At 61.0% G+C, this 21,990-nt stretch carries 23 protein-coding genes and 1 pseudogene; 8 read left to right on the forward strand and 16 right to left on the reverse strand.

Annotation, left to right across the window (positions count from 1 at the left end; all coding sequences use genetic code 11):
* Nucleotides 1–104 precede the first annotated feature (104 nt).
* Nucleotides 105–1,259: a porin gene (locus tag AC0L2D_RS28585; protein ID WP_473543526.1), complete on the reverse strand. Its 1,155-nt coding sequence runs from the start codon at nucleotides 1,257–1,259 to the stop codon at nucleotides 105–107.
* A gap of 632 nt (nucleotides 1,260–1,891) precedes the next feature.
* Here AC0L2D_RS28585 and AC0L2D_RS28590 point away from each other — a divergent pair.
* Together AC0L2D_RS28590 and AC0L2D_RS28595 are read left to right on the forward strand one after the other, a co-directional pair.
* A complete protein-coding gene (locus AC0L2D_RS28590) occupies nucleotides 1,892–2,224 on the forward strand; it encodes a helix-turn-helix transcriptional regulator (protein WP_027163100.1) in 333 nt (110 codons plus the stop codon).
* Nucleotides 2,221–3,507: a type II toxin-antitoxin system HipA family toxin gene (locus AC0L2D_RS28595; RefSeq protein ID WP_027163101.1), complete on the forward strand. Its 1,287-nt coding sequence runs from the start codon at nucleotides 2,221–2,223 to the stop codon at nucleotides 3,505–3,507. Before AC0L2D_RS28590 ends, AC0L2D_RS28595 begins: the two co-directional genes overlap by 4 nt.
* A 429-nt stretch (nucleotides 3,508–3,936) precedes the next feature.
* Here the strand turns inward: AC0L2D_RS28595 and AC0L2D_RS28600 are convergent, their stop codons facing one another.
* The gene (locus AC0L2D_RS28600; protein WP_473543529.1) at nucleotides 3,937–5,583 is read right to left on the reverse strand and encodes an MFS transporter; all 1,647 of its coding nucleotides are present in this window, start codon (nucleotides 5,581–5,583) and stop codon (nucleotides 3,937–3,939) included.
* Between the two features lie 67 nt (nucleotides 5,584–5,650).
* On the opposite strand from AC0L2D_RS28600, the gene AC0L2D_RS28605 reads away from it, so the two are divergent.
* Nucleotides 5,651–5,902 (forward strand): hypothetical protein, encoded by a 252-nt coding sequence (locus AC0L2D_RS28605; protein WP_473543531.1) that lies wholly within the window; start codon nucleotides 5,651–5,653, stop codon nucleotides 5,900–5,902.
* An 11-nt stretch (nucleotides 5,903–5,913) separates the two neighbouring features.
* Here the strand turns inward: AC0L2D_RS28605 and AC0L2D_RS28610 are convergent, their stop codons facing one another.
* The 9 genes from AC0L2D_RS28610 to AC0L2D_RS28650 all read right to left on the reverse strand — a co-directional run bounded on the left by AC0L2D_RS28610 (nucleotide 5,914) and on the right by AC0L2D_RS28650 (nucleotide 15,549).
* Nucleotides 5,914–6,897: a beta-ketoacyl-ACP synthase III gene (locus AC0L2D_RS28610; protein ID WP_473543533.1), complete on the reverse strand. Its 984-nt coding sequence runs from the start codon at nucleotides 6,895–6,897 to the stop codon at nucleotides 5,914–5,916.
* Nucleotides 6,894–8,159: an adenosylmethionine--8-amino-7-oxononanoate transaminase gene (locus AC0L2D_RS28615; RefSeq protein WP_473543535.1), complete on the reverse strand. Its 1,266-nt coding sequence runs from the start codon at nucleotides 8,157–8,159 to the stop codon at nucleotides 6,894–6,896. Before AC0L2D_RS28615 ends, AC0L2D_RS28610 begins: the two co-directional genes overlap by 4 nt.
* Nucleotides 8,159–8,794 (reverse strand): dethiobiotin synthase, encoded by a 636-nt coding sequence (gene bioD / locus AC0L2D_RS28620; RefSeq protein ID WP_473543537.1) that lies wholly within the window; start codon nucleotides 8,792–8,794, stop codon nucleotides 8,159–8,161. Before bioD ends, AC0L2D_RS28615 begins: the two co-directional genes overlap by 1 nt.
* Entirely contained in the window at nucleotides 8,791–9,930 is a 1,140-nt protein-coding gene (locus tag AC0L2D_RS28625; RefSeq protein WP_473543539.1) for an 8-amino-7-oxononanoate synthase, read from the reverse strand. Before AC0L2D_RS28625 ends, bioD begins: the two co-directional genes overlap by 4 nt.
* Entirely contained in the window at nucleotides 9,927–10,937 is a 1,011-nt protein-coding gene (bioB, locus tag AC0L2D_RS28630) for a biotin synthase BioB (RefSeq protein WP_027163108.1), read from the reverse strand. The genes AC0L2D_RS28625 and bioB overlap by 4 nt, the downstream gene beginning before the upstream one ends.
* A gap of 188 nt (nucleotides 10,938–11,125) precedes the next feature.
* Nucleotides 11,126–12,007 carry a carboxylating nicotinate-nucleotide diphosphorylase gene (gene nadC, locus AC0L2D_RS28635; protein ID WP_473543541.1) on the reverse strand — a complete coding sequence of 294 codons (882 nt, stop codon included), beginning with the start codon at nucleotides 12,005–12,007 and terminating at the stop codon, nucleotides 11,126–11,128.
* Nucleotides 12,004–13,551 carry an L-aspartate oxidase gene (locus AC0L2D_RS28640; RefSeq protein ID WP_473543543.1) on the reverse strand — a complete coding sequence of 516 codons (1,548 nt, stop codon included), beginning with the start codon at nucleotides 13,549–13,551 and terminating at the stop codon, nucleotides 12,004–12,006. Before AC0L2D_RS28640 ends, nadC begins: the two co-directional genes overlap by 4 nt.
* Nucleotides 13,548–14,522, reverse strand: a complete 975-nt coding sequence (gene nadA, locus AC0L2D_RS28645; protein WP_473543545.1) for a quinolinate synthase NadA — start codon at nucleotides 14,520–14,522, stop codon at nucleotides 13,548–13,550. The genes AC0L2D_RS28640 and nadA overlap by 4 nt, the downstream gene beginning before the upstream one ends.
* 64 nt (nucleotides 14,523–14,586) lie before the next feature.
* A complete protein-coding gene (locus AC0L2D_RS28650) occupies nucleotides 14,587–15,549 on the reverse strand; it encodes an NUDIX hydrolase (protein ID WP_473543547.1) in 963 nt (320 codons plus the stop codon).
* A 175-nt stretch (nucleotides 15,550–15,724) separates the two neighbouring features.
* Here AC0L2D_RS28650 and panB point away from each other — a divergent pair, with 175 nt between their 5' ends.
* The 5 genes and pseudogenes from panB to AC0L2D_RS28675 all read left to right on the forward strand — a co-directional run bounded on the left by panB (nucleotide 15,725) and on the right by AC0L2D_RS28675 (nucleotide 19,249).
* On the forward strand, nucleotides 15,725–16,561 hold the full coding sequence (gene panB / locus AC0L2D_RS28655; RefSeq protein ID WP_473543549.1) for a 3-methyl-2-oxobutanoate hydroxymethyltransferase: 837 nt from the start codon (nucleotides 15,725–15,727) through the stop codon (nucleotides 16,559–16,561).
* Nucleotides 16,558–17,421, forward strand: coding sequence for a pantoate--beta-alanine ligase (gene panC / locus AC0L2D_RS28660; protein ID WP_473543551.1), 864 nt, complete (start codon nucleotides 16,558–16,560; stop codon nucleotides 17,419–17,421). The genes panB and panC overlap by 4 nt, the downstream gene beginning before the upstream one ends.
* Nucleotides 17,422–17,590: 169 nt before the next feature.
* A pseudogene (locus AC0L2D_RS28665) lies at nucleotides 17,591–18,315 on the forward strand (LuxR family transcriptional regulator).
* A gap of 93 nt (nucleotides 18,316–18,408) precedes the next feature.
* Nucleotides 18,409–19,038, forward strand: a complete 630-nt coding sequence (locus AC0L2D_RS28670; protein WP_473543553.1) for an acyl-homoserine-lactone synthase — start codon at nucleotides 18,409–18,411, stop codon at nucleotides 19,036–19,038.
* Between the two features lie 46 nt (nucleotides 19,039–19,084).
* On the forward strand, nucleotides 19,085–19,249 hold the full coding sequence (locus AC0L2D_RS28675) for a hypothetical protein (RefSeq protein WP_473543555.1): 165 nt from the start codon (nucleotides 19,085–19,087) through the stop codon (nucleotides 19,247–19,249).
* 364 nt (nucleotides 19,250–19,613) lie between these two features.
* Here the strand turns inward: AC0L2D_RS28675 and AC0L2D_RS28680 are convergent, their stop codons facing one another.
* The 5 genes from AC0L2D_RS28680 to AC0L2D_RS28700 all read right to left on the reverse strand — a co-directional run bounded on the left by AC0L2D_RS28680 (nucleotide 19,614) and on the right by AC0L2D_RS28700 (nucleotide 21,622).
* Complete coding sequence (locus AC0L2D_RS28680) at nucleotides 19,614–20,093, reverse strand: hypothetical protein (protein WP_473543556.1); 480 nt, start codon at nucleotides 20,091–20,093, stop codon at nucleotides 19,614–19,616.
* Nucleotides 20,094–20,118: 25 nt separating this feature from the next.
* The gene (locus tag AC0L2D_RS28685; RefSeq protein WP_473543558.1) at nucleotides 20,119–20,361 is read right to left on the reverse strand and encodes a hypothetical protein; all 243 of its coding nucleotides are present in this window, start codon (nucleotides 20,359–20,361) and stop codon (nucleotides 20,119–20,121) included.
* Between the two features lie 234 nt (nucleotides 20,362–20,595).
* A complete protein-coding gene (locus tag AC0L2D_RS28690; RefSeq protein ID WP_473543560.1) occupies nucleotides 20,596–20,841 on the reverse strand; it encodes a hypothetical protein in 246 nt (81 codons plus the stop codon).
* 148 nt (nucleotides 20,842–20,989) lie between these two features.
* A complete protein-coding gene (locus tag AC0L2D_RS28695; protein WP_473543592.1) occupies nucleotides 20,990–21,160 on the reverse strand; it encodes a hypothetical protein in 171 nt (56 codons plus the stop codon).
* A 261-nt stretch (nucleotides 21,161–21,421) separates the two neighbouring features.
* Nucleotides 21,422–21,622: a hypothetical protein gene (locus AC0L2D_RS28700; protein WP_473543562.1), complete on the reverse strand. Its 201-nt coding sequence runs from the start codon at nucleotides 21,620–21,622 to the stop codon at nucleotides 21,422–21,424.
* Nucleotides 21,623–21,990: the final 368 nt, after the last annotated feature.

The raw sequence follows: 21,990 nt of genomic DNA on the forward strand, positions 1-21,990 counted from the left end.
TCCACCAACACGTCGGGGCATGATCTTCCAAGACAACATCTTGAACGTCGCAAGGTCAGATCCCGAGGCCACCTGTCGGCCCTCTGACATTCAGATTCGTTGCGTTAGAATGAGCTTTGGAATCGCAGTACGCCGCCGAGGCTGTCCGCTTTGCCGACGTGAATCGGATTCATGCCGGCACGGTCGACGGCAGCGAACTTGGCATAATGGACATAGTCGACTTCGGCTGTGACTGTGAAACCTGGAATGGCCATATACGCGACGTTTGCAGCCAGTCCGGAGTTCCGGAGCTGATCACCGGAGACCTGGAAATTCAACGCCGTTTTCTCGTCGAGCGTATAGGTGGCGCCCACCCACAAAGCCCAATCGCCGCTCCAATTCTTGTAAAAGCCGCGACCATGAGCGGCGACAGCGTTGGTTGGGTCGTCGTTGAGATTGCCAATGGAGCCGTAGCCGAACATACCGAATAGCGACAGGTCATCTGTGACATTGACGTCGATGCGGACCTTGCCGGCCAAAGCGTCGTAGTTGCTGTCACGAGCGATTACGCCGGTGATCGCGCCGCCGGCCTGCGTCTGTCTCACGCCTAGTACAACGTGGGGAACATGGCTGTCGAGAGAACCGACCTCACTTACCCCTTGTTCAAGTGAAACCAGAGCTGAAAAGCCACTGGCGGAATCCAGATAGTACTGAACCACGTTGGTATCGAAGTCGCCATACGGAACAAGTGCGTTATTGAGGATGTTCCCGGCGTATCCGATAAATGTGTCGAAGGCCGATTCGTCCTTCCCGACTCGGAGACCACCAAGCTGGATCCAGGCGGAAGTCAACTTGGTGCCGCTGTTGAAGGCATGGTTCTGAGAGCTGTCCGGACCCGGATAAGGGTTGCGGTTGCCGAAGTTCAGGCGGCTTTCAGTATAGGTCTTCAGGGGTCCGATTTCGGTTTCCTGGCGCGTCCAAGTCTTGAACGTGAAACGCGTGTTGTTTCGCCAGGTGCCCTGAGCCTCCCCGGTTCTCGCACTGGATGTTCTTGCCCCCTCATGCGAACGGACACCGCCGATGCCGACGTCGTATCGGATGTAGCCGCCGATGCGCAGGCAGGTGTCGGTGTTGGGGACATGGAAGTAGCCCGGACCGTAGACGTCGCAGATCTGGACGTATTCGGTCCGGTCCGACGCGGGAATTTCGTCCGCCGCGCGAGCCACCGAAACGGAGATCAGGGCCGCAACCGAGCCGGGAAGAAGGCTGCTTACGTTCATTCTGGATCTCCATTCAAAAGGGGATCGCATTCTTCTTTGCAATCTGAGGAATGCGGAATACCCGCTGAGCAGGGGCACAGGGGAGGGGCAGCCCTTGTGAATCAATCGCCATTATTATCTCCGCTGTTCGTGGGCTAGCAGTGTGCGTTCCATGCGGAGCAGCAAGCGACGTGCCATTCCGACGAACCGGCTCCGCGACATTCAAATTGGCGGCTGCTGCTCGTGGCGCTCTCTTGTCGGCGCAGGCTGAGCACGAGAACCAGACGTTGGGACAACTTCGTATGTTTGGAATGTGACACTTTCGCTCGATGCCGACAGCCTTTGCTCGCTATGAAGGGTGGGGTCGAAAGAGCGTGCGTGGCTGCTCTGTGCTTCCGGCGCGCAACCGGAATCGAGTCAAGCATGGCCCGTTCCGTTTTGCAGCGGCGAATTCCGGGGCAAAGTTGACACCCTGTGCAGCTTATCTGGCGAATGCGGATTGGGTGGATGCATGCTCACGAGATTGGCGCGTCTGGTGGCAGCGCCAATACCCTTTGGGGACCGACAGCTATCTAGCCTACTCTCGACAGATCCCAGATTTGGGTTTATATAAAAGACCTAAAATAAGTTAAGGTCGTTTTTATGAGACAAAGATGCGCTCGACGGTGACCGACACATTGCCCCCCAGAGTCAAGCGGGCGCTTGTCAAGCTGGGCACCGACATTGCGCTCGCCCGCAAAAAACGCAGCCTGACCGTGATGATGATGGCGGAACGACTGGGCATCGCAAAGAGCACCTATCTGAAGATCGAAAAAGGAGACCCGACAGTTGCTATGGGTGCTTACGCCATGACCTTTTTTGTTCTGGGCTTTGACGAGGCTCTGACTAAGATCGTCGACCCCCAGCGCGACGAACAAGGCCTGCTCCTCGATGCCGAACGTTTGCCCAAAAGGGTAAGGGTGCGTAGGCCGCCCGGTGCAATATGAGACGTTCTATTGCTGTTCACCTCGGCGAGGAAGCGACGCCACTGGGCACGTTGCGCTATGATCAGCAGGGTGCGCGTGAAGGCGCTGCGTTTGAATACGATGCAGGTTGGCTGAGAGCAGCGGAAGGCTTCTCGATCGAACCCGGTCTGCCACTCGTTACCGGCCCTCAGTTTCATCGAAAGACCGGCGACGGATCGGTGTTCCACAACGCGATCGCCGACACCGAGCCGGACGGATGGGGCCGGCGTGTCATCCAGCGCGACCACGCCAAGCGTCGCCAAGAGGCGCGCCGGGCTGGGAATGTCGCTGAAACGCCGCCTCTGAACGCTATGGATTACCTCTTGGCAGTGGACGACATGAGCCGCATTGGTGCGCTCCGGTTGAAGGACGAAGCAGGGAGTTATCAAAGGAAGACCGAGGAGGGTCGACGCACCACGCCGCCGCTCATTGAAGTCGGTCAACTCCTCGCGGCCACACACGCCGTCGAGACGAACACCGAAACGGCAGCGGATCTCGCCTATTTGCGTGGACGTGGCACGTCCCTTGGGGGACTTCGTCCGAAATGCTCTGTCGTCGATGATGACGGACGCCTCGCTATAGGTAAGTTTCCGAGCATTGCCGATGATCGATCTGTCACAAAAGGCGAAGTGCTCGCCATGATTCTGGCCAAAAAAGCCGGCGTGGAGGCTGCCGAGACACGTTTGCTCGACAGCGACGGCGCTCCAGTCGCGCTCATCCGGCGCTTCGATCGGACCCCGAACGGAAATCGGCTTATGTATGTCTCCGCCGCCACCATGATCGCCGCGGAGTCAGGCGACGCTGGCGAGCATAGCTATACTGAACTCGTGGATGTGCTCCGTCAGCACGGCAGCCAGCCAGCGGCCAATATAGAAGAACTTTGGCGGCGCATCGCCTTCTCAATCCTTATCACCAATGTCGATGACCACCTCCACAATCACGGCTTTATCCATGTGCATCGCGGGCAATGGCGCTTGGCGCCTGCCTTCGACATCAACCCGTTCCCAGAGCGGGTGCGAGAACTGAAAACCTGGGTATCGGAGGAAACCGGACCGGAAGCGACGATCGACGCGTTGATGTCCGTCACTGCCTATTTCCGGATCAAGACCGATCGAGCGAAGACGATCCTCGCAGAAGTCGAGAGGGCGGTCGCCACATGGCGTGAGGAGGGGCGCGCGCTTGGGATGACCCACCAAGAACTCGATAGCTTCACCGACGCGTTCGAACATCGCGAAAGGCAAGCCGCCCAAAGAGCGCAGCAATGATACTGAACGCGTTCTCGTTCCGCGGGGCCGCCCTTCAAGGGCGTCAAATCTCTGTCTGGCCACCATCTCCGGCGCTGAAAGCTCGAGGCCATGCGTGCGCCAATTCGAAACGCTTGGGCTCGAACAGCCCCCGGTTCTGGCTGGCCCAGCGCCTGCCTGGAGCGAGTCGGATCCTCTTGCCGGCCATCCGGGCCGCACAACTGGCTGACTGCCCGCCGAAGGGCGCTGCCGGCGATCCCCACCACTCAAGACCCATGCGCTTCTTGCCGTCTCGCGCCGCCTGGCGGAACGACCAGAGCGCAGTTCCCCGGCCTCGACACGCGGTGCAATTCTCAAGAGAGCGCCGGCCGCATCAGCTCGTGTACTGCCTGGGGCCTTCACGGTCCTCGAACTCCGACTGGCGCCAAGTGCGATCGCTCTTGTATCACGTCATCTCGGAGGGCGAGAAAAAAGTGTCGGGGAACGGGTACGAGCTGCCTCAGTCGTGCGTTCGATGGAAAGCACTGTGTGAGGCGGACGCTCCCCATCATGCAGTGACAGGAGATGATCACCGATTTCCTTATCCGCTGCCGTGAGCCGATGATTCAGGCGAAGAAAATCCATCCAGGTTGGAGTGCGGAATGTCTCTGTCCAAATTGATGGCGTTTGAAGATTTCGCTGCAGTGTCCAGTTTCGCGCACCGGCACGGCTCTGAACATGCCGCCTTGCGCGCATGTAGCCCAGAAAGGTCTCGATATCCTCTTCGGATATACGATATTCCACCTTCACCACTATGGGTCCACTTCTGGGCTTCAACTCGAGTGCCAGCTCCGGCGGCCGAAAATCCGAACTTTCCTGATCCGTTTCCTCCCATGGACCGACCGGAAACAGTATTCCCGCAGCTGCAACCAGCAACAGAGCGCCTGCGGCGCCCTCCAAAGCCCAGCCTAAGGAGTAGTTCTGTGCGACAGTACCCCAGATCCAGCTGCCAGCGGCCATCCCACCTGCGCTCAACGCGTAGTAGATCGACAATGTGCGGCCGACCACCCACCTGGGGCTTGCCAGCTGCACCGACACGTCGATGCCAGTCCAGGTGATGAGCCAACCCGCGCCGCCAAGTGCCAGCGAAACGGCCGCCACAGGGATCGACGATGTGAGTGCAAGGGAAAGGCAACATGCTGCACAAGCGACGGAGGCGAAGGACACCAGCCTGTTTTGAGACGTGATCCGCCTCAGAAAGCTATTGCTCATGCCCGCGATGAAAGCACCGATGCCGAAGCCGGCCAGCAAGATGCCGTAGATGATAGGTCCGCTGTTCAGCTGGTCCCGGACAAGCAGAGGCAGCAATGCAAGGATGGAGATGCTTGCCAGGCCGAAAAGGGTGGCGCGGGCAATCGCTGCCCTGATCTCCAGGGACATCACCGTGAAGCGCACTCCGTCATGAATTGCCATCGTCATTCGTTCACGAGGGAGAGGGGAAGTGCGAACATCCCATCGAGTACGCCATATTGCGGTTAGCGGCGCCAGATCACTTAAGGCTGCCAAGGCGAAAGCGGCCAGCGGTCCAAAGAACGCCAAGACCATGCCCCCCAAGGCCGGACCGACGCTGCGCACAATGTTATATCCGACCGACATGAGGGTGACCGCGGCCGGGATGTCCCTTTTGTGAAGGATATCGCCAACAGAAGCGTGCCAGGCCGGATCATTCAAGGCAAAGCCGCAGCCGGCCAGGAAACCCAATCCGAGGATTAGCCAGGGACCGGCAAATCCGAGCCCCACAGAAATCATCAGCGTCGTTGACGCCAAGGCTATCAGGCAGTGTCCCGCAAACATCACCCATCGGCGGCTGAAGTTATCGGCAATGGCTCCTGCCAGGATCGAAAGGAGGAATACAGGCAAGGTGGATGCAGCCTGCACAAGTGCAACCATCAGATCCGAAGCAGAAATCGTGGCCATCAGCCAACTGATAGCCACCGTTTGCACGAGCCAGCCGAGGCTGGATATTTGTGTGGCTATCCAGATCGAGCGAAACACCCGGTTTCGAAAGGGAGCGAGGGTTGTTGAGGCAGGCAGATGGGTATTCTTTTCGGACTGCATGATGATGCCTTCGAGGGGCCTCTTATTCAAATTCTCGGCTGCACTGCTGCCGCTACAATGTTGATCTATGCATCAGAAGGACCTGCCTATCGACCAGGATGACTCGTCGAACGAGGAAGCTGTCTATGAGCCGCTCCGCTCCCAGGCTGGCGCCGACAACCCTTCTGGCAAGACAGTATCGCCGATTATGCTGATCGACAGAATCGCCTGCAACTTTCATCGCTCTCGCGTCACCGCGCCAGCGCCCGTGAAGCTTGCCGGCGACCTTTTTTTGGCAGACCCGTTTGCTCGTGTCATCCGTGACCACTCCTGTGCATGACCGCCGTGCGGCTAAATTCCTATGATGAGGGCGCCTCCGCTGAGACCGGCGCCTGCCGCAGCCAGAAGGATTTTCTCGCCCGGCCGGAATGGCTCGGTCTGATGGGTCAGCGACAGCGAGAGCGGGATCGTAGCGGCGGAAGAATTGCCATATTCGGCGATCGTCTTGACGATCGCTCCATCCGCTATGCCGAGGTTCCTGCCGACCGCATCGAAAATCCGCGCATTGGCCTGGTGTGGCACGAACCGGTCGATCTCTTGCGATCCCATTCGGGCAGCCGAGAGGGCATCCTGCGAGCAGCGAGACATCATCTCCACGGCCTTGGCGAACACTTCGCGGCCGTCGGCGATCGTCATCCAGGTCTGCTCGAGCTCCAGCCCGCCGTGGAACGGTTTGTTGCTTCCTCCGGCGGGAATCTGGATCAGTCCGTAGCGCGAGCCGTCCGACGCCAGCGCGGCGCCGAGAATCCCTCGATCCAGCTCTTCGCACGGCGCAACCACCACGGCACCGGCGGCATCGGCAAACAGCACCGCACTTGCGCGCTCGGCTGAATTGATGCGGCGGCTCAGGATATTGGCGGCAATGACCACGCTCGCTTTGCCATGCAGGCGGGTGAATCCGTCCGCGAACATCAAGGCATAGATAAAGCCGGCGCAGGCGCCTGTCAGGTCAACCGCACCGGCGCGGTCGAGTCCCAGCCGGTGTGCCACCAGCGGCGCGCTCGGCGGCAGAAGATGGTCGGGCGTCGACGTCGCGAGCACCAGCAGGCCGATATCGTCACGGTCGACACCGGCATCCGCCAGCGCCATGTCGCCGGCACGCGCGGCAAGGCCCGATAATGTATCGTCGCCCGTTGCCCAGAAGCGCGAGCGGATTCCGGTGCGCCGCTCGATCCAGCCGGGTTCGAGCCCGAGACGATCTTCGATTTCCGGGTTCTCGACCTTGCGCGCAGGCGCATGATGACCGAAGCCCAGCATGCGCGACGACCGGCTCATGACCGCGAACCGAAGCGTTCGCCGGCCTCCTCGATAGTGCCATAGAGGCAGTCGAGCTCCTCGCCGGTGATGCAATAGGGCGGAAGCAGATAGAGCACATTGCCGAGCGGGCGCACCAGCATGCCACGCTCGAGGAAAAAAGCGCGCAGTTTGGGCCCGATCTCCGCCAGATAGCCGGCCGAGCCGGTGCGCAGATCGAGAGCGAGGATCGTGCCGTTCGCTCGGCTGTCGGCGAAGAAGGGATTGTTTCGGAAGCGTTGCAGGCCAGTGGCCTGTTTCGCGCTCAAGGCCGCGACCCGCTCGGCGACAGGCTCGTTCCGCCAGACCTCGACATTGGCAAGTGCCGCCGCACAGGCAATCGGATTGGCGGTGTAGGAACTTGAGTGGAAAAACGTCTTCTTGCGGTCCTCGGAATAGTGGGCCTGGAAGATGGCATCGGTGGCAAGCGTGGCCGCCAGCGGGACGGCACCGCCGGTCAAGCCCTTCGAGGTGCACAGCATATCCGGAGAGATGGACGCCTGCTCGCAGGCGAACATGGTTCCGGTGCGTCCCCAGCCGGTCATCACCTCGTCGGCGATCAAGAGCGTGCCGTAGGCCTCAGCGATCCTCTTCAATTCGGTCAGAACCCAGGCCGGATACATCAGCATGCCGCCGGCGCCAAGCACGAGCGGCTCGATGATCAGCGCGGCGGCGCGGCGGTCACGAGACAGGGCCTCGAAACGATCCAGCGTTTCCTGCTCGCGCCCCGCGGCCGGAAAAGGAATGATGTCGACCTCGAACAAAAGCGGTTCGTAGGCGGCATTGAACACGCCCCGGGCGCCGACGCTCATCGTCCCAATCGTGTCGCCATGATAGCCGTGTTCCATCGCGACGATGCGCGAGCGCGGCGCGCCGATGTTGCGGAAATAGCCAAGCGCCATCTTCAGCGCCACTTCAACGCAGGTAGAGCCGCTGTCGGAGTAAAAGACCCAGTCGAGGCCTGGCGGTACCATTTCGATCAGCGCGGAGGCTAATTGCTCTGCCGGCTGATGGGTGAGGCCGGCGAAGATCACCTGGTCAAGCATCTCGGTCGCAATCCGGATCGCTTCCATCATCCGTGGATGGCGGTGGCCGTGAGTGACCACCCACCAGGAGGAGATTGCATCGAGGATACGCTTTCCGTCATTCGTCTGGAGCCAAGCGCCTTCGGTGCGGACAACGGCCGGCATGGGCGGCTCGATCGCATGCTGGGTGAATGGATGCCACACGCGCGACCCCGACATCACTCGCCCTCGGCAATCTGGGCGAGGTCGAAGCCGGCAATCATCGCCTTTCGCAGAGTTTCGCGCGTGAGCGGAGCCAGGAGTGGCAGTCTGCCGAGCTGACGCACCGCGCCCAATTCGGTGATTGTCCTTTGCGTATCGGCCGCCTCTTCACCGACAAAGGCAACGCCGATCAGCCGGATGGAGCGAACCCGCAGGGCTTCGATGGACAGCAAAGTGTGGTTGATCGTGCCGAGCTCGGTGCGGGCGCACAGGATCACCGGCAGCCGCCATTCAGCGAAGATGTCGATGAATCTTGTCTGTCGGTTGATCGGCACCATCAGTCCGCCAGCGCCTTCGATGACGAGCGGTGTGGGCAGGACCGGAAATGCAAGATCGGCAGCCTCGATCGAGACACCGTCGATTTCGGCTGAACGGTGCGGCGAAAGCGGGCTCCTCAAGCGGTGGGCCTCCGGCAGCACGCGCCCTGATGGCAGGCCAGCGAGCCGTTCGACCACCTCACTGTCGGTCTCCTCATCGAGACCCGATTGCACCGGCTTCCAGTAGAAGCCGTCGAGCAGGCCTGCGAGCCCCGCGGCAAAAACCGTCTTGCCAATTCCCGTATCTGTTCCGGTGACCACGATACGCTTGCTCATGCCGTGGCCAACACTTCGGCAAGCGTCTCGACCATGGCCGAAATGTCGGCCTTGCCGACATTGAGCGTCAGCGAAATGCGCAGCCGCGAGGTACCCTCCGGCACGGTCGGCGGACGAATGCCGCGTATGTCGAAGCCGCGGGCCTGCAGAGCCGCCGCGATCGCCATTGTGCGCGTCACCTCCCCAATGACAAATGGCTGGATCTGCGAACCGCTGGGCTTGGCTCCGCAACGCTCGGCCAGTTGCCGGCCTGCAAAGGCAACGTGCTCGTGCAACCGAATACGGCGCATCGGCTCGTCGACCAGCATTGCGAGCGCTTCGCGCGCCGCCGCTGCCATGAGCGGCGATGGCGCGGTGGCGTAGATAAACGGCCGGCAGCGATTGACGATATAGTCGCACAGTACTCCCGGCCCGGTGACGAGCGCGCCGGATGCACCCAGCGCCTTGCCGCATGTATGAAGGGCCATGATGTTGTCGCGGCCCTCGAACGACGCGGCCAGCCCGCGGCCCGCCGATCCCCAGACCCCGGTGGCATGTGCCTCGTCGACCAGTATGAATGCATCGCGCCGATCGGCAAGCTCGACCAGGCTCTCCATTGGCGCGCGGTCGCCATCCATGCTGTACAGGCTCTCGACCCCGATCCAGATGCGCCCGATGCCGCCTTCGGCGCGCCAGCACCTGATCGCGTCCTCAAAAGCATCAATGTCATTGTGCGCCACCATCCTGAACTCGGCGCGTCCAGCCCGCGCCCCTTCATGCATGCTGGCATGCGCCAGTTCATCGAGGATCAGCAGGTCGCCTTTTTTCACCAGGGTGCTCAGCAGGGCGAAGTTGGCGACATAGCCGCTGCTGAAGAACAGCGCCCGTTCGGCCCCGAAGAACGCCGCCGCATCTGCCTCCAATTGCTCATGCTCCGGCGCGTTGCCGCGCAGAAGCCGCGATCCGGTAGCGCCGACCGGGGTGCCCCGCTGGATTGCGGCCGCGACTGCGTCGCCAAGTCTCTTCGAGGCGGCAAACCCGAGATAGTCGTTGGAGGAGAAGTCCAACCCGCCCCGCGGCGACAATGTGCGCAGCCGGTCCTTGCGGGCCAGCCCCTGCAAGGTGGCTTCATAGCGGGCGAGCGGTGGCTCGTTCATTTCGCCTCGCATTGCATCGGTTCGATGCCGAGACGTCTAAATAAACGAGTATCCTTGTCCTCGCCTGGATTGTCCGCTGTCAGCAGCGTGTCGCCAACAAACACGGAATTCGCCCCGGCAAAGAAGCACAGCGCCTGGGTCTCGTCGCTCATCGCCGTCCTGCCGGCGGAGAGCCTTACAGAGGACTTCGGCATCATGATGCGGGCGAGCGCAATGGTGCGGACGAAATCGATCGGTTCGATGGGCTCGGCATCGGCAAGCGGCGTCCCCCTGATGGGGATCAGCATGTTGATGGGCACGCTTTCCGGCGGCTCGGGCAGGTTCGCCAGCGTTACCAGCATGTCGATGCGATCGGCCTTTTCCTCTCCCATCCCGACAATGCCGCCGCAGCAGACCTTGATCCCAGCCTCGCGCACCCGCCCAAGCGTTTCGAGCCGGTCGGCAAAGGTCCTGGTCGAAACGACCTTGCCGTAATAGCGCGCGGACGTGTCGAGGTTGTGGTTGTAATAGTCGAGACCAGCCGCTTTCAGGCGTTGCGCCTGGCTGAGGTCGAGCATGCCGAGCGTCATGCAGGTCTCCATGCCAAGCGCCTTCACGCCTTCGATCATGGCGAGCACAGCGTCCATGTCGCGGTCCCTCGGACTGCGCCAGGCAGCACCCATGCAATAGCGGGTTGCGCCAGCATCTCGTGCCTTGGTCGCCTCCTCGATGACATGTTTGACCTCCATCAGCTTCGATGCCTTCAGGCCGGTTTCGTGATGCGCAGACTGGCTGCAATAGCCGCAATCCTCCGGGCATCCGCCGGTCTTGATGCTAAGCAGCCGCGACAGCTGCACCCGGTTGCGATCGAAGTTCTGGCGATGGATGGTCTGGGCCAGGAAGAGCAGATCGTTGAACGGCATGCCGTATATAGCCTCGGCCTCTTTGCGGTTCCATCGGGGCAGTGCTGCCTCCATCGACTGCGTGGCACAGTTCGAGCCGCACTCCTCGTTCATTCCCGTCGTCATCGTCAAAAAACCTCTGTTGCTGATCAGCGAGCGCACTCACGAGTCCGTCCAGTGGCGAGCCCCTTCCGATAGGCTCGTCGGTGAGCGCAATACCGGGATCCGGGTATGGAGGTGAGCTGCATGAAGCGTGCTTTTCCAGCGTCTCTGCGCATGCAGCCGCGCGCGCGTTGCTCCTCATTGTGTTTCCCTTAGTTCAAATGAGTGCTGATGTTCCCGCGACACGGCATGTCCAGGCCAATGTCGAGAATGGGCGCGCTGTGTGTCAGCCAGCCAACCGAGATGAGGTCAACTCCTGTCGCGGCAATCGCCGGAGCCATTTTCGGTGTCACCCGGCCGGAAGCCTCGGTGATGGCGCGGCCACCGACCATTGCCACGGCGCGCGTAAGATCCTCAACCGACATATTGTCGAGCAGCACTGCGTCGACTCCCAGCGTGAGCGCTGTATCGAGCTGCTCAAGCGTCTCGACCTCGACCTCGATCTTCACCATGTGCCCTGCGGCGGCGCGCGCCCGCTCTATTGCCGTGCGAATGTCGCCGGCGATCGCGATGTGGTTGTCCTTGATCAGCACGGCGTCGTCGAGCCCGAAGCGGTGATTGGCGCCGCCGCCGACGCGTACCGCATATTTCTCCAAAGCTCGCAGGCCGGGCGTCGTCTTTCGCGTGCACACGATCCTCGCCTTGTGGCCACGCACGGCTTCGACCATCGCCGCCGTGGCCGTGGCAATGCCGCTCAGACGGCACAGAAAATTGAGTGCCGTGCGTTCGGCCGTGAGCAGGCCTCGCGCCGGTCCGCACAGCATGGCGATAGTTTCGCCACCCGCGACATCGCTGCCGTCAGCGCGCCAGATTTGCATGTCGATCGCAGGTTCGACGAGCATGAAGGCGAAGGCGGCCAGATCGAGCCCGGCAACGATCCCCGTCTGTCGCGACTTGAGCACCAACGTGGCCGTGCGATCACGCGGGATCACGGCGTCGCTGGTCAGATCGCCGCATCTGCCCAGGTCTTCGAGAAGAGCACCGCGTACGATCGGCTCGATCAGGGTTGAGGGAAGGGGTGAGAATGATCTCATGTCATGGTGCTCCGTATCGGTGCCCGCCAGCTGAGTGAGACGGCGGTCTGTATCGCGCTGCGCAGTGTCAGCCGTGACTGGCGCGCGTGCGCATCGCGTCCGGGGAAATCGGAACGACAGTGCGAGCCGCGGCTCTCTTCGCGCCGCAGGGCCGCAATGGCGATCATCAGCGCGACCAAGGCTGGGTCGGAGGCAGCGCTGTCGTGAGCTGCAATCGGCAACAGAGTCGCGACCACGTCGCGTAGCGTCTCGCCATCGCGGATGATGCCGAGCGCGGCGGAGACGATTGGGCGGATGCCGGAGGCATCTGGCCGTTTGGGCACGAATGCGGAACACACGCGCGGTCGCCGGGTGTGTGATACGTTGGCGACGCTTTCAGCAACCCAGCTCGCTGTGACCGCCGCTTCCATAAGCGAGTTGCTGGCGAGTCGGTTCGCGCCGTGCAGACCGGTGCATGCGACCTCGCCACATGCCCACAGTCCCTCGATGGAGCTGCGGCCGGCAGCGTCTACAGCAACACCGCCCATGTGATAATGTGCCGCCGGACGCACCGGGATCAGGTCGGTCGCGGGATCAATGCCGGCCTGGCGGCACAAATCGGCGATTGCCGGAAAGCGTTTGTCAAATCTGGGACCCAGACATTGCCTTGCGTCCAGGAACACACGGCGTCCGACAGCGAGTTGGTGCCAGACCGCGCGCGCAACCACGTCGCGAGGCGCAAGCTCGCCCCCTGCGGTTTTAGCGAGGAAACGCTCTCCTTGCTCGTCGACGAGCACAGCACCCTCGCCACGCACCGCTTCGCTCACCAGCGGCATCGGCCGCCGCGGACCCTCGAGTGCGGTCGGGTGGAACTGCACGAATTCCAGGTCGGCAAACTCCGCCCCGGCACAGGCGGCGAGGGCGAGTCCCTGTCCACATGAGCCAGGCGGGTTTGTCGTATCGTTAAACAGGCCGCCGATGCCGCCGGTCGCCAGAACCGCCCGGCGCGTTGGCAAGGCGATTGCGCCCGTGCACCCAGCCGCGACCACGGCGATGATCGCCCCGTCTTCCACGATAAGCCGGCGGGCCTCCACGTTCTCCAGGATAGTGATGGAGGCTGTGCGCCGTGCCGCGGCGATTAGCGCGCGGACCAACTCGCGACCCGTGGCATCGCCCGCCGCATGCACGATCCGCCGCTGCGAGTGCGCCGCTTCAAGTCCGAGCCGCAACGCGCCGTCAGCGCGTCGGTCGAATGCCACACCGAAGCGTTCTAGAGTCCTGATGGCTTCGGGTGCAGCTTGGACCGTTCGCCGCACCGTCGTCACGTCGCAGAGGCCGTCGCCGGCTGCGAGGGTGTCACAAAGATGTAGTTCGGAACTGTCCTCGCCGCCGACACTTGCCGCAAGACCACCTTGGGCGAGTTCGCTGCAGGCTCCGGTACCCAGCCCCGCATTGGACAGAAGCACAACCGGTTCCGGCGCTAGATGAAGCGCCGTCATCAGGCCTGCCAAACCGGCGCCGATGATGACCGGCGCCCCGCCGATGTCATGAACGTCGAGGCTCATATGGAAAGCATACGCTCGACCGAGCGGCGCGCGCGCCCTGCAATCCCGGGATCGATCCGAACTTCATGCCGGTTCTGCTCGAGTGCGACGCGAATGTTAGCCAGTGTGATGCGCTTCATGTGCGGACACAGATTGCAGGGGCGGACGAACTCGACCTCGGGATGCGCGACCGCGACATTGTCGCTCATCGAACATTCCGTTAGCAGGACGACGCGCGGCGGTTTCTCCCGCTCGACATATTTCACCATGGCCGCGGTCGAGCCGGAGAATTCCGCCTCTGCGACAATCTCTGGCGGGCATTCGGGATGGGCGAGCACGATGACCCCTGGATGCGCATCGCGCAGTTCCCGGATGTCGGCCGACGTGAATCGCTCATGCACTTCGCAGTGGCCCTTCCAGGCGATGATCTCGACCTCCGTCTGCGCCGCCACGTTTTTCGCCAGATACTCATCGGGCACCATGATCACACGCGGCACGCCGAGCGATTCCACAACCGCTTTGGCGTTGCCCGAGGTGCAGCAGATGTCCGACTCCGCTTTTACAGCCGCCGAAGTGTTGACGTAGGTGACAACCGGGACCCCCGGATAGCGCTGCCGCATCAGCCGCACGTCTTGTGCCGTTATCGAATCGGCCAGCGAGCAACCGGCGCCGAGATCCGGGATGAGGACGATCTTGTTCGGATTGAGCAGCTTGGCCGTCTCGGCCATGAAATGCACGCCGGCAACCACGATGATTTGCGCCTCGACCGTAGCCGCCTTGCGGGCCAGTGCGAGGCTGTCGCCGACAATGTCGGCCACGCAGTGGAAGATCTCCGGCGTTTGATAATTGTGCGCAAGGATGACCGCATTGCGATCACGCTTCAGCGCCAGGATGGCTTCAATGTCGCTGGTGAAGGCCAGCCATTCGACCGGCGGGATCACCCGCCGGACGCGCTCGTACAGGGACGCAGCCATAGGTAACGCCCCAGTCATCAGCGCCTCCGATTATATTCCATCTGACAATAAGGGGAATATGTCTACCTTGACTATAAGTATGTCAAGCCCGCGTGAGCGGCAATTTTGTTCCCGCCACAGCCCTGTCGTCGACGACGGCATGGCGGAACCGATAGAGCTTTGCCGGCCGCCCGCCCGTCTCGAGGCAGGTCTCGCCAGTTTCCTCGACCAGTTCTTGCTGCTCGACAAGTCTTCGGAAGTTCGGCTTGTTGATGAGCCTCCCGGCGAGCGCCTCCACGGTCCGCTGCAGCTGAAGCAGCGTGAACGACGGCCTCATGAGCTCGAACACCACCGGCCGGTACTTGATCTTTGAACGGAGCCGCGCAATGCCGGTTGCCAGGATTCGTCGATGGTCGGCGATCATTGCCTTGCCAGATACCGCCGCGGGCGCGACGTCCCGTCCGCCACCAGCCTCTTCGATCAGGGCAGATTCATAGAGCAACTCATAGCGTTGGAGCGTGAGTTCCTCGTTCCAATTGCGATCGTCGAAACCGAAGGCAATCGCGGCGCGCTGCCGGCGTTCGCGTCGCGTGGTCGCATCGCTGGCGCCGTCCGCCCACTCGATCAGGCGTGGTCGTAAAATATCGAGCACCACCGGCGTGCCGGAGCGATGGTCCTCCCAGGGAAAATATTCGTACCAACTCCGCCACCCACAATTACCGGAGCCCGTTGCCTGGTCTTTCCGAGTGAGTGCCAGATAGCTGATTGAGATGGCGCGTTCCTGGCGCTCGGCCCCTATGCGGTCCCGATCGGCAAAAGTGTAGAGCTGCTCGATGTACCCCAGCGGGTGGCCGGTCTGTTGCTCCACCCAACCCCTCAGTCCGGATTGCAGCGATCGATGCTCTAGCGCATATGGTCCGGACGGAAGGGTGTCCGCGTTTCCGATCGTGAGAAGACAGGGTTCACTGTCATTTACGGCGACCACAACGGCGATCAGGTCCACTTTTGCTTCGTCGGCCTTGACAGCGGCTCTGCCCTTTCTGGTTCCTTTTGCCTGATGGTCCATGTTCGCGATAATGATTTGGCCCCAATTTCAGGGTGATTGAATCGATTGAATTTAAGCCTTGCTGGACGAACGTCAACACCGCACAGCTGAAGGTCTTTTTTAGCTCTTCGCACTCGCACAAAAATATGCCAAACGCGACACCCGCGGCGGGTAACGCAAGGGAAGGATGCGACGGTTGAGCGCAGCTGGTGAGACAAAGGCGATGACACCGCCGGATGTTCAAATGCGGAAAGGCCAGACTCCACTCGTCTGCCTGACGGCCTATACGACGCCGATCGCCAGACTGGTTGATCCACACTGCGATATCGTTCTCGTTGGCGACAGCGTTGGCATGGTAGTGCACGGCCTCTCGTCGACCCTGGGCGTCACTCTCGACATGATGATCATGCACGGTCAGGCGGTGCGCCGCGGTCTGTTGCGATCATTGATGGTCGTCGACCTGCCATTCGGTTCTTATGAAGAGAGCCCCCAGCAGGCCTTCCGCAACGCTGCGCGCCTGATGGCGCAGACTGGTTGTGCAGCTGTGAAGCTCGAAGGCGGTGAGAAAATGGCCGAGACCATTCGCTTCCTCGGAGCCCGCGGCGTCCCTGTCATGGCCCATGTCGGTCTAACGCCGCAGGCGGTCAATACTTTCGGTGGCTACCGCGTCCAGGGGCGGGGAGACGATGCCGAGCGCATCAGGCGCGATGCCAGTGCGGTTACGGAGGCCGGCGCCTTCTGCGTGGTGCTGGAGAAAGTGCCCGAGCCCCTAGCAAGGCGCATCACTGCGGAGATCGCCGTCCCAACCATAGGCATCGGCGCCTCACTCGCCTGCGACGGCCAGATTCTGGTGAGCGACGATATGCTCGGGCTTTTCAGCTCCTTCCGGCCGAAATTCGTCAAGCGCTACGCCGAACTAGGCGAACAGGCCGATGCAGCGATTGCCGCTTATGCCGCTGACGTGAGGAGACGGTGCTTTCCGGCGGCGGAACATCTCTACACCAACGACCCGAAGACCGGAGACGTCATATGAGCGTGCCGATCGTTCGAACCGTTGCCGAGCTCCGCGCCGTTGCCGCGCGATGGCGTCGCTCAGGTGCCAGTATCGCCCTTGTGCCGACCATGGGGGCCTTTCATGAAGGCCATCTGAGTCTCGTGCGTGCGGCGCTTCAGAAGGCCGATCGGGTCGTGGTGACGCTGTTCGTCAACCCCAAGCAATTCAACAGTGCTGCCGACCTCGCAGCCTATCCTCGTACGGAAAACGAAGATGCTGCAAAGCTCGCGCCGCTGGGCGCGCATTTGCTCTATGTGCCGGATGCTGAGCAGATGTATCCGCCAGGCTTCGCCACGACCGTTTCGGTGTCCGGCATCAGCGAGGGCCTGTGCGGCGGCTTCCGGCCGGGCCATTTCGATGGCGTGGCGACGGTGATTGCCAAGCTCTTCCTGCAGTCCGGCGCTGACTTGGCCTGTTTTGGCGAAAAGGACTTTCAGCAGCTTCAGCTGGTCAGGCGCGTGGTTCGGGACCTGGACATTCCAATCACCGTCCTGGCCTGTCCGACCGTCCGCGAAGCCGATGGTCTTGCACTATCCTCGCGCAATCTTCGGCTCTCGCCAGCACAGCGCGCCATTGCCCCAAAGTTGGTAGCGGTCTTGCTCGGGGTGGCGCACCGGCTTGCGCGCGGCTCTCCTGTCCTGCCCATTCTAGCCGAAGCGCGCGCTGCAATTCTGGCTGCAGGCTATCGCGAAGTCGAATATCTGGAACTTCGCGACGAGGCGGATCTGCAACCGCTGACGAGCCTTGACCGACCAGCACGCTTGCTCGTCGCGGCATGGCTCGGCGACATACGGCTGATCGACAACATAGGAATGTCACCAATTGGTGCAACAAATTAGACGCTCGCGGCGCTGAGTCGCCACACAAACAGCCTCATCAACCAAAATAGCAGAGCAATGCCGGCGATCAAACTGACGAGCTCGCACACGTTTTCTCGATCGCCAAGCATTTAAACCAAAGGTCTCCGCCTGCGATCGAGCAACGGCACGGAGGTTATGCAAAGCGCAGATGCATCGCGTGTTTGAAGATTTCCTCGAGCAACTCTCCGAAAGCGTCGATGCTGTCGATCTGTGTGAGGCAATGGCCTCTGCCGCGGCCGCATTCGACTTTCCGCTCTTCGCCTATTTCAGTTGCCCGTCGGCCTCCTGCCAGAAGCCGCGCTTGATTTCAAATTATCCGTCCTCCTGGACATCTCGCTATATGCAATTGCGCTACCACAGCCATGATCCGGTCATCCTGCGCGGGCTCCAAGGCTGGGACACTTTTGATTGGGGTGTGGATCGGCCTCGGCAACATCTCGCGGCTTCACAGCAACGAGTTCTGGAAGAAGCAGCTCGATTTGGCATTCGTGGCGGATTGACCATGTCGATGCACGACCATCGCGGCCGCTTTGCTGCGCTGACCTTCGCTTCCGACCAGTCCCGTCCGCCTCTCTTGCGGTCATTGACACGTTACGAAAAAGCATTGCAGCTGGTGGCGATCAGCTTTCATATATATGCCCGGCGCAGGCTCGCCGAAGACTGCGTGGTGGATGGCGTAGTCCTGACCCCCCGAAATTCGAATGCTTGAAATGGGCGGCGGACGGCAAGTCGGCCTGGGATATCAGCCAGATTCTCAGCGTCTCCAAACGCACCGTGACCTTCCATCTGGAAAACGCCAAGGCAAAACTTGGTGTGAGAACCATCAACCAGGCTGTAGCACGGCTGGCTGCTTCCCGTCAGTCGAGATCGTGATCCTTTCTTCGGATACCTGTAAAGGTCTACAGGCTGCATCAGTGTCGGCTTTGCTCTTCGATGACGGAAACACATCCCGCACGGAGGCGACAAATGATGCAGCTAATTACACCCGAGCTCTACGACGAGTTTTCAAGCGAGCTCAAAGAAATGTTCGGACTGAGGCATCGGGTTTTCAAGGAAAGGCTGGAATGGGATGTTCAGACCGCAGAGGAAATGGAGACAGACGCATATGACGGCCTGAAGCCAGTCTATCTCCTTCTCAAAGGATCCGACTGGCGCATTTGCGGTTGCGTCCGTTTTTTGCCGACAACGGGACCGACAATGTTGCGCGACACCTTTCCGATGCTGCTGGGTGAGACAGCGGCGCCAGCGAGTACCCGCGTTTGGGAGAGCAGTCGTTTCGCACTGGATCTGCCTGCATCAACACCCAAGGCTGGCGGGCTGGCCCAAGCAACCTACGAGCTCTTCGCGGGGATGATCGAATTCGGCTTGGCCAACGAACTCGATCGGATTGTGACAGTGACCGACACGCGCATGGAGCGGATCCTGCGTCTCGCAACGTGGCCGTTGGCGCGCATCGGGCAGCCGAAGGCGGTCGGCAACACGGAGGCGGTCGCCGGTTCTCTCGAGGTTTCCCACGCCAGCCTCATGCGCGTCCGCTGGAGGGGACGTTTGAACGGACCTGTATTGTGGCAGCCGGTTCTCGGCCTGTCGGCATAGCGCTTGAGGATGCGCGGCCTGACCACTCCTCTGCCCGCGGGCGGCGATGGCGACTGCCGCGAACCTCGACGCCGTGGTCGCCCGCCATGAAACCGGCAGGGAAGGCATCGCAACTGCCGACCTGCTGGCGGAAGCGGTGGGGCTGAAAATGCGCCTCAGGTGGACGCCGGGGGGCCTTCCTTACACGACTGTCGAAAGCCCACATTGCTGACGTCATGCTGCCGATGCCACGGCGAAAGCTGTAGAACACGCTCCGAAACCTGAAGGCGCTTGCACGCCGAGACGGAACTGGACGGCAAGGGCTGGCTTCCCGCTGCGCTGCGAATGTCGGCAAAGTTTGAAAGCGAAAGCTTGGCAATCGCCGCCGAGTAAGTACGGACCAGCCACTAAGATTGGGGCAGCGATGCAGCGACCTTAGGCTGGCGAGTGACCTAATCGACAAGCTGCCGATGCCGCGCGACGAGGTTGCCTGCTTGTATTCGTGGTTCATCATGTCACTGGCCTACCAGATGACGCCGACAAGGAGGCCGCCGAACCACAGCTTTGAACCACGCAAGCCGGTAATCGGGTCAGGCCTAGCCAGCTACGGTCGCGGCTGGCTGTGGATCCGTTCTTGAGGACGACGCGATCAAAAGGGTAACCTTCACCGCCACCTCTTCGAGGGTGGCGGTGAGCCGGTTGATCTGCGAGGCGGTTGCGGCCAGTTCCGGGCCATAGCGGGTGATCAGATATTCCCGGTTCTGGCTGAGGGACTGAAGATGATTGGCGGTTTTTGTGCGGAGACGCAGTCCTGCTTCGACAGTGTGCTTCGCCCGAGCTGCCAAGTCGTGATGCATCCTGCGGATTTGATTGGGTTCGTGCCCACGGTGGAGCAAAAGCGCGGTCAGATAAAGTTCAATCGCGTGGATGGCGGACAGTCTAAACGGCGCTCGGCTAAGCGGCTTGCCTGATCGGCCAAGCGGAACGAGCAGGGCTGCCGCTTTGCGATACTCTTCCGCCAGTTCATGGATCTGCTGCGGGGAGGCGAGCTCTCCCGGATATTTGCCCTCAGTCATCACCATTCGTGCAATTGCCCGTTGGCTAAGCCCACCCGACGTGATCCCTTTTTGAAAGTTTCAGAAACAGATTGAACCAGAATCGGTATTCGAGACCTTTGTCATTGCCAGACGCTTGGAAGGCGCAATAGGCCACCGACGTTGTAGGATCCTTACCATGCCTTTCGGTCGCGGCTTCTATCGCATCGTCCTCAGCTAATACCTGCCATCCTTCAACAACGCTGCCGTGATTTCCCACACCGAAGTCCTCAAGCCGTTCGGCAAACATATACCTGATCTGGCTCGGCACAACCCACGGGCTTCCCGGGAATTTGGCGTTCGGCTTACGGTGCCGCGGCGTCGAATTCGATCGCAGATCCCGCGTCGATTGCACTTCGCGAAATGAAGTTCCAATCCGTGAGGTCGCAAGGCGGAAACATTCGTCACACGGCGTGACGAACCTCGGACATCGAAATGCACGGGTCCGATAAGGTGTGGGACTCCGCAGGCGCTGGCATCGTCGCTACGAATGGAGCCGCGGTTCTGCGGCTTCCGCCGTTCTTGCGTCGAAGGCGACGCGGACACCGTGAATGATCGATGCCGCCGCCAGCAACTCCTCCAGTTCGCGGTCGGTCGCCTTGCATGCGGGCATGAGTGTTCGGATGGCGCGGATTGCCTGTGCGATGGAGAGGAACCGGGCCTTGCCCCTGGAAAGGACATAGGCTTCGGCTGCTCGTTCAACCGTGACCGAGTGAAAAGCGTTGGTCATCGAGAATTTCCTCCCTGAAACCCTGACCAAACGACTTAGGGCCGGAATTCCGCAGCTTGCAAGGCTTTGTCTGATTCCGGACAATCACGCGGAACCAAGCCGAAATGGCGTTGCTCCTCCTCGCCATAAGCGCCGTGCGTGAGCCTTATCATTCCGGCGCGATCGATAATCGTGATTTCACCCCGCGTGGCGCGGACCAGTCCCCGGTATTCGAGCATTTGGAGGGCGGTCGTGACGCCGGCCGACGAGCGCCAAGCATGGTCGCCAGAAATTCATGCGTCAGGTAAATCTTGTCTCCGTCACCGCGATCGTGGACCATCAGCAACCAGCGGGCCAGCCGTTCCTCGATTTTCGAATGGCCGTTAACCAGTGCCGTCCGGGACGACTGGACAAGGAACGCATGGGCATAGCGCAGCAGTGACTCGCGAAGGCTCAGGCTTCTCGCGATCGCGGCGCGAAGGCTCTTGACCGACGGATCCAGCCTTGGCCGGCCACTTGGTTATAGGTCTCATTAGGAGACCTATCCTGGCCGAGTATAACCGCAATGCCGGTCATGCCGTCGTAGCCAACGAGGCCGACCTCACTTTTGCGCCCGCCTAGTCATCGTGGCGACCACCGAGGCGATACCCGTCTCCGGAAAATACACACTCGCGATCGGCTGATATGCGACCTCCAGCTGGCTTTTGATGGCCAGTTCGACCTGATGCAGCGATGGCTGCAAAAGTGCGAAATCCTCCGAGGAGAGGGCTTTCAAAAGCTTGCGAAGAAGGGATTGGGGCATGGCGCTCTCCCGTACGGGCAAGTGCGAGTACCCTCTTACAGTCGGCCGTGTCCGACGCAAATCGCTGCCGATAAGGCAAGCATGGCCTTCAAATGTGCGGGTGGCAAAGCTCTGCTTCGAAGCTGGCTTTTCGAGGCTTGCGATGTGGCAGCGTTGGGCCAATTGATTTTGGCTGCAATTGGCGAATAGTCGAATGCCAACAGGGGGCAGTCATGGCAAAACTTCCGATGTGAGCTCAATGACGACAAGAAGAAGGACGATTGGGTCTCGCGCCAAGAAAGTGCGGAGAGAGCAACCCGCAGATTTGACACCAAGGAAGATCCCAGGCGAATCGGATATCGACGAATGACCATTCCCTCGCCGACCGT

It is taken from the genome of Mesorhizobium sp. WSM4833 (assembly GCF_055811095.1).

Coding starts and splice junctions, on each gene's coding strand:
- AC0L2D_RS28585 (WP_473543526.1), bottom strand. CDS start 1,259: ATGAACGTAAGCAGCCTTCTTCCCGGCTCGGTTGCGGCCCTGATCTCC.
- AC0L2D_RS28590 (WP_027163100.1), top strand. CDS start 1,892: ATGCGCTCGACGGTGACCGACACATTGCCCCCCAGAGTCAAGCGGGCG.
- AC0L2D_RS28595 (WP_027163101.1), top strand. CDS start 2,221: ATGAGACGTTCTATTGCTGTTCACCTCGGCGAGGAAGCGACGCCACTG.
- AC0L2D_RS28600 (WP_473543529.1), bottom strand. CDS start 5,583: ATGCAGTCCGAAAAGAATACCCATCTGCCTGCCTCAACAACCCTCGCT.
- AC0L2D_RS28605 (WP_473543531.1), top strand. CDS start 5,651: ATGCATCAGAAGGACCTGCCTATCGACCAGGATGACTCGTCGAACGAG.
- AC0L2D_RS28610 (WP_473543533.1), bottom strand. CDS start 6,897: ATGAGCCGGTCGTCGCGCATGCTGGGCTTCGGTCATCATGCGCCTGCG.
- AC0L2D_RS28615 (WP_473543535.1), bottom strand. CDS start 8,159: ATGTCGGGGTCGCGCGTGTGGCATCCATTCACCCAGCATGCGATCGAG.
- bioD (WP_473543537.1), bottom strand. CDS start 8,794: ATGAGCAAGCGTATCGTGGTCACCGGAACAGATACGGGAATTGGCAAG.
- AC0L2D_RS28625 (WP_473543539.1), bottom strand. CDS start 9,930: ATGAACGAGCCACCGCTCGCCCGCTATGAAGCCACCTTGCAGGGGCTG.
- bioB (WP_027163108.1), bottom strand. CDS start 10,937: ATGACGACGGGAATGAACGAGGAGTGCGGCTCGAACTGTGCCACGCAG.
- nadC (WP_473543541.1), bottom strand. CDS start 12,007: ATGAGATCATTCTCACCCCTTCCCTCAACCCTGATCGAGCCGATCGTA.
- AC0L2D_RS28640 (WP_473543543.1), bottom strand. CDS start 13,551: ATGAGCCTCGACGTTCATGACATCGGCGGGGCGCCGGTCATCATCGGC.
- nadA (WP_473543545.1), bottom strand. CDS start 14,522: ATGACTGGGGCGTTACCTATGGCTGCGTCCCTGTACGAGCGCGTCCGG.
- AC0L2D_RS28650 (WP_473543547.1), bottom strand. CDS start 15,549: ATGGACCATCAGGCAAAAGGAACCAGAAAGGGCAGAGCCGCTGTCAAG.
- panC (WP_473543551.1), top strand. CDS start 16,558: ATGAGCGTGCCGATCGTTCGAACCGTTGCCGAGCTCCGCGCCGTTGCC.
- AC0L2D_RS28670 (WP_473543553.1), top strand. CDS start 18,409: ATGATGCAGCTAATTACACCCGAGCTCTACGACGAGTTTTCAAGCGAG.
- AC0L2D_RS28675 (WP_473543555.1), top strand. CDS start 19,085: ATGGCGACTGCCGCGAACCTCGACGCCGTGGTCGCCCGCCATGAAACC.
- AC0L2D_RS28680 (WP_473543556.1), bottom strand. CDS start 20,093: ATGACTGAGGGCAAATATCCGGGAGAGCTCGCCTCCCCGCAGCAGATC.
- AC0L2D_RS28685 (WP_473543558.1), bottom strand. CDS start 20,361: ATGTTTGCCGAACGGCTTGAGGACTTCGGTGTGGGAAATCACGGCAGC.
- AC0L2D_RS28690 (WP_473543560.1), bottom strand. CDS start 20,841: ATGACCAACGCTTTTCACTCGGTCACGGTTGAACGAGCAGCCGAAGCC.
- AC0L2D_RS28695 (WP_473543592.1), bottom strand. CDS start 21,160: ATGGTCCACGATCGCGGTGACGGAGACAAGATTTACCTGACGCATGAA.
- AC0L2D_RS28700 (WP_473543562.1), bottom strand. CDS start 21,622: ATGCCCCAATCCCTTCTTCGCAAGCTTTTGAAAGCCCTCTCCTCGGAG.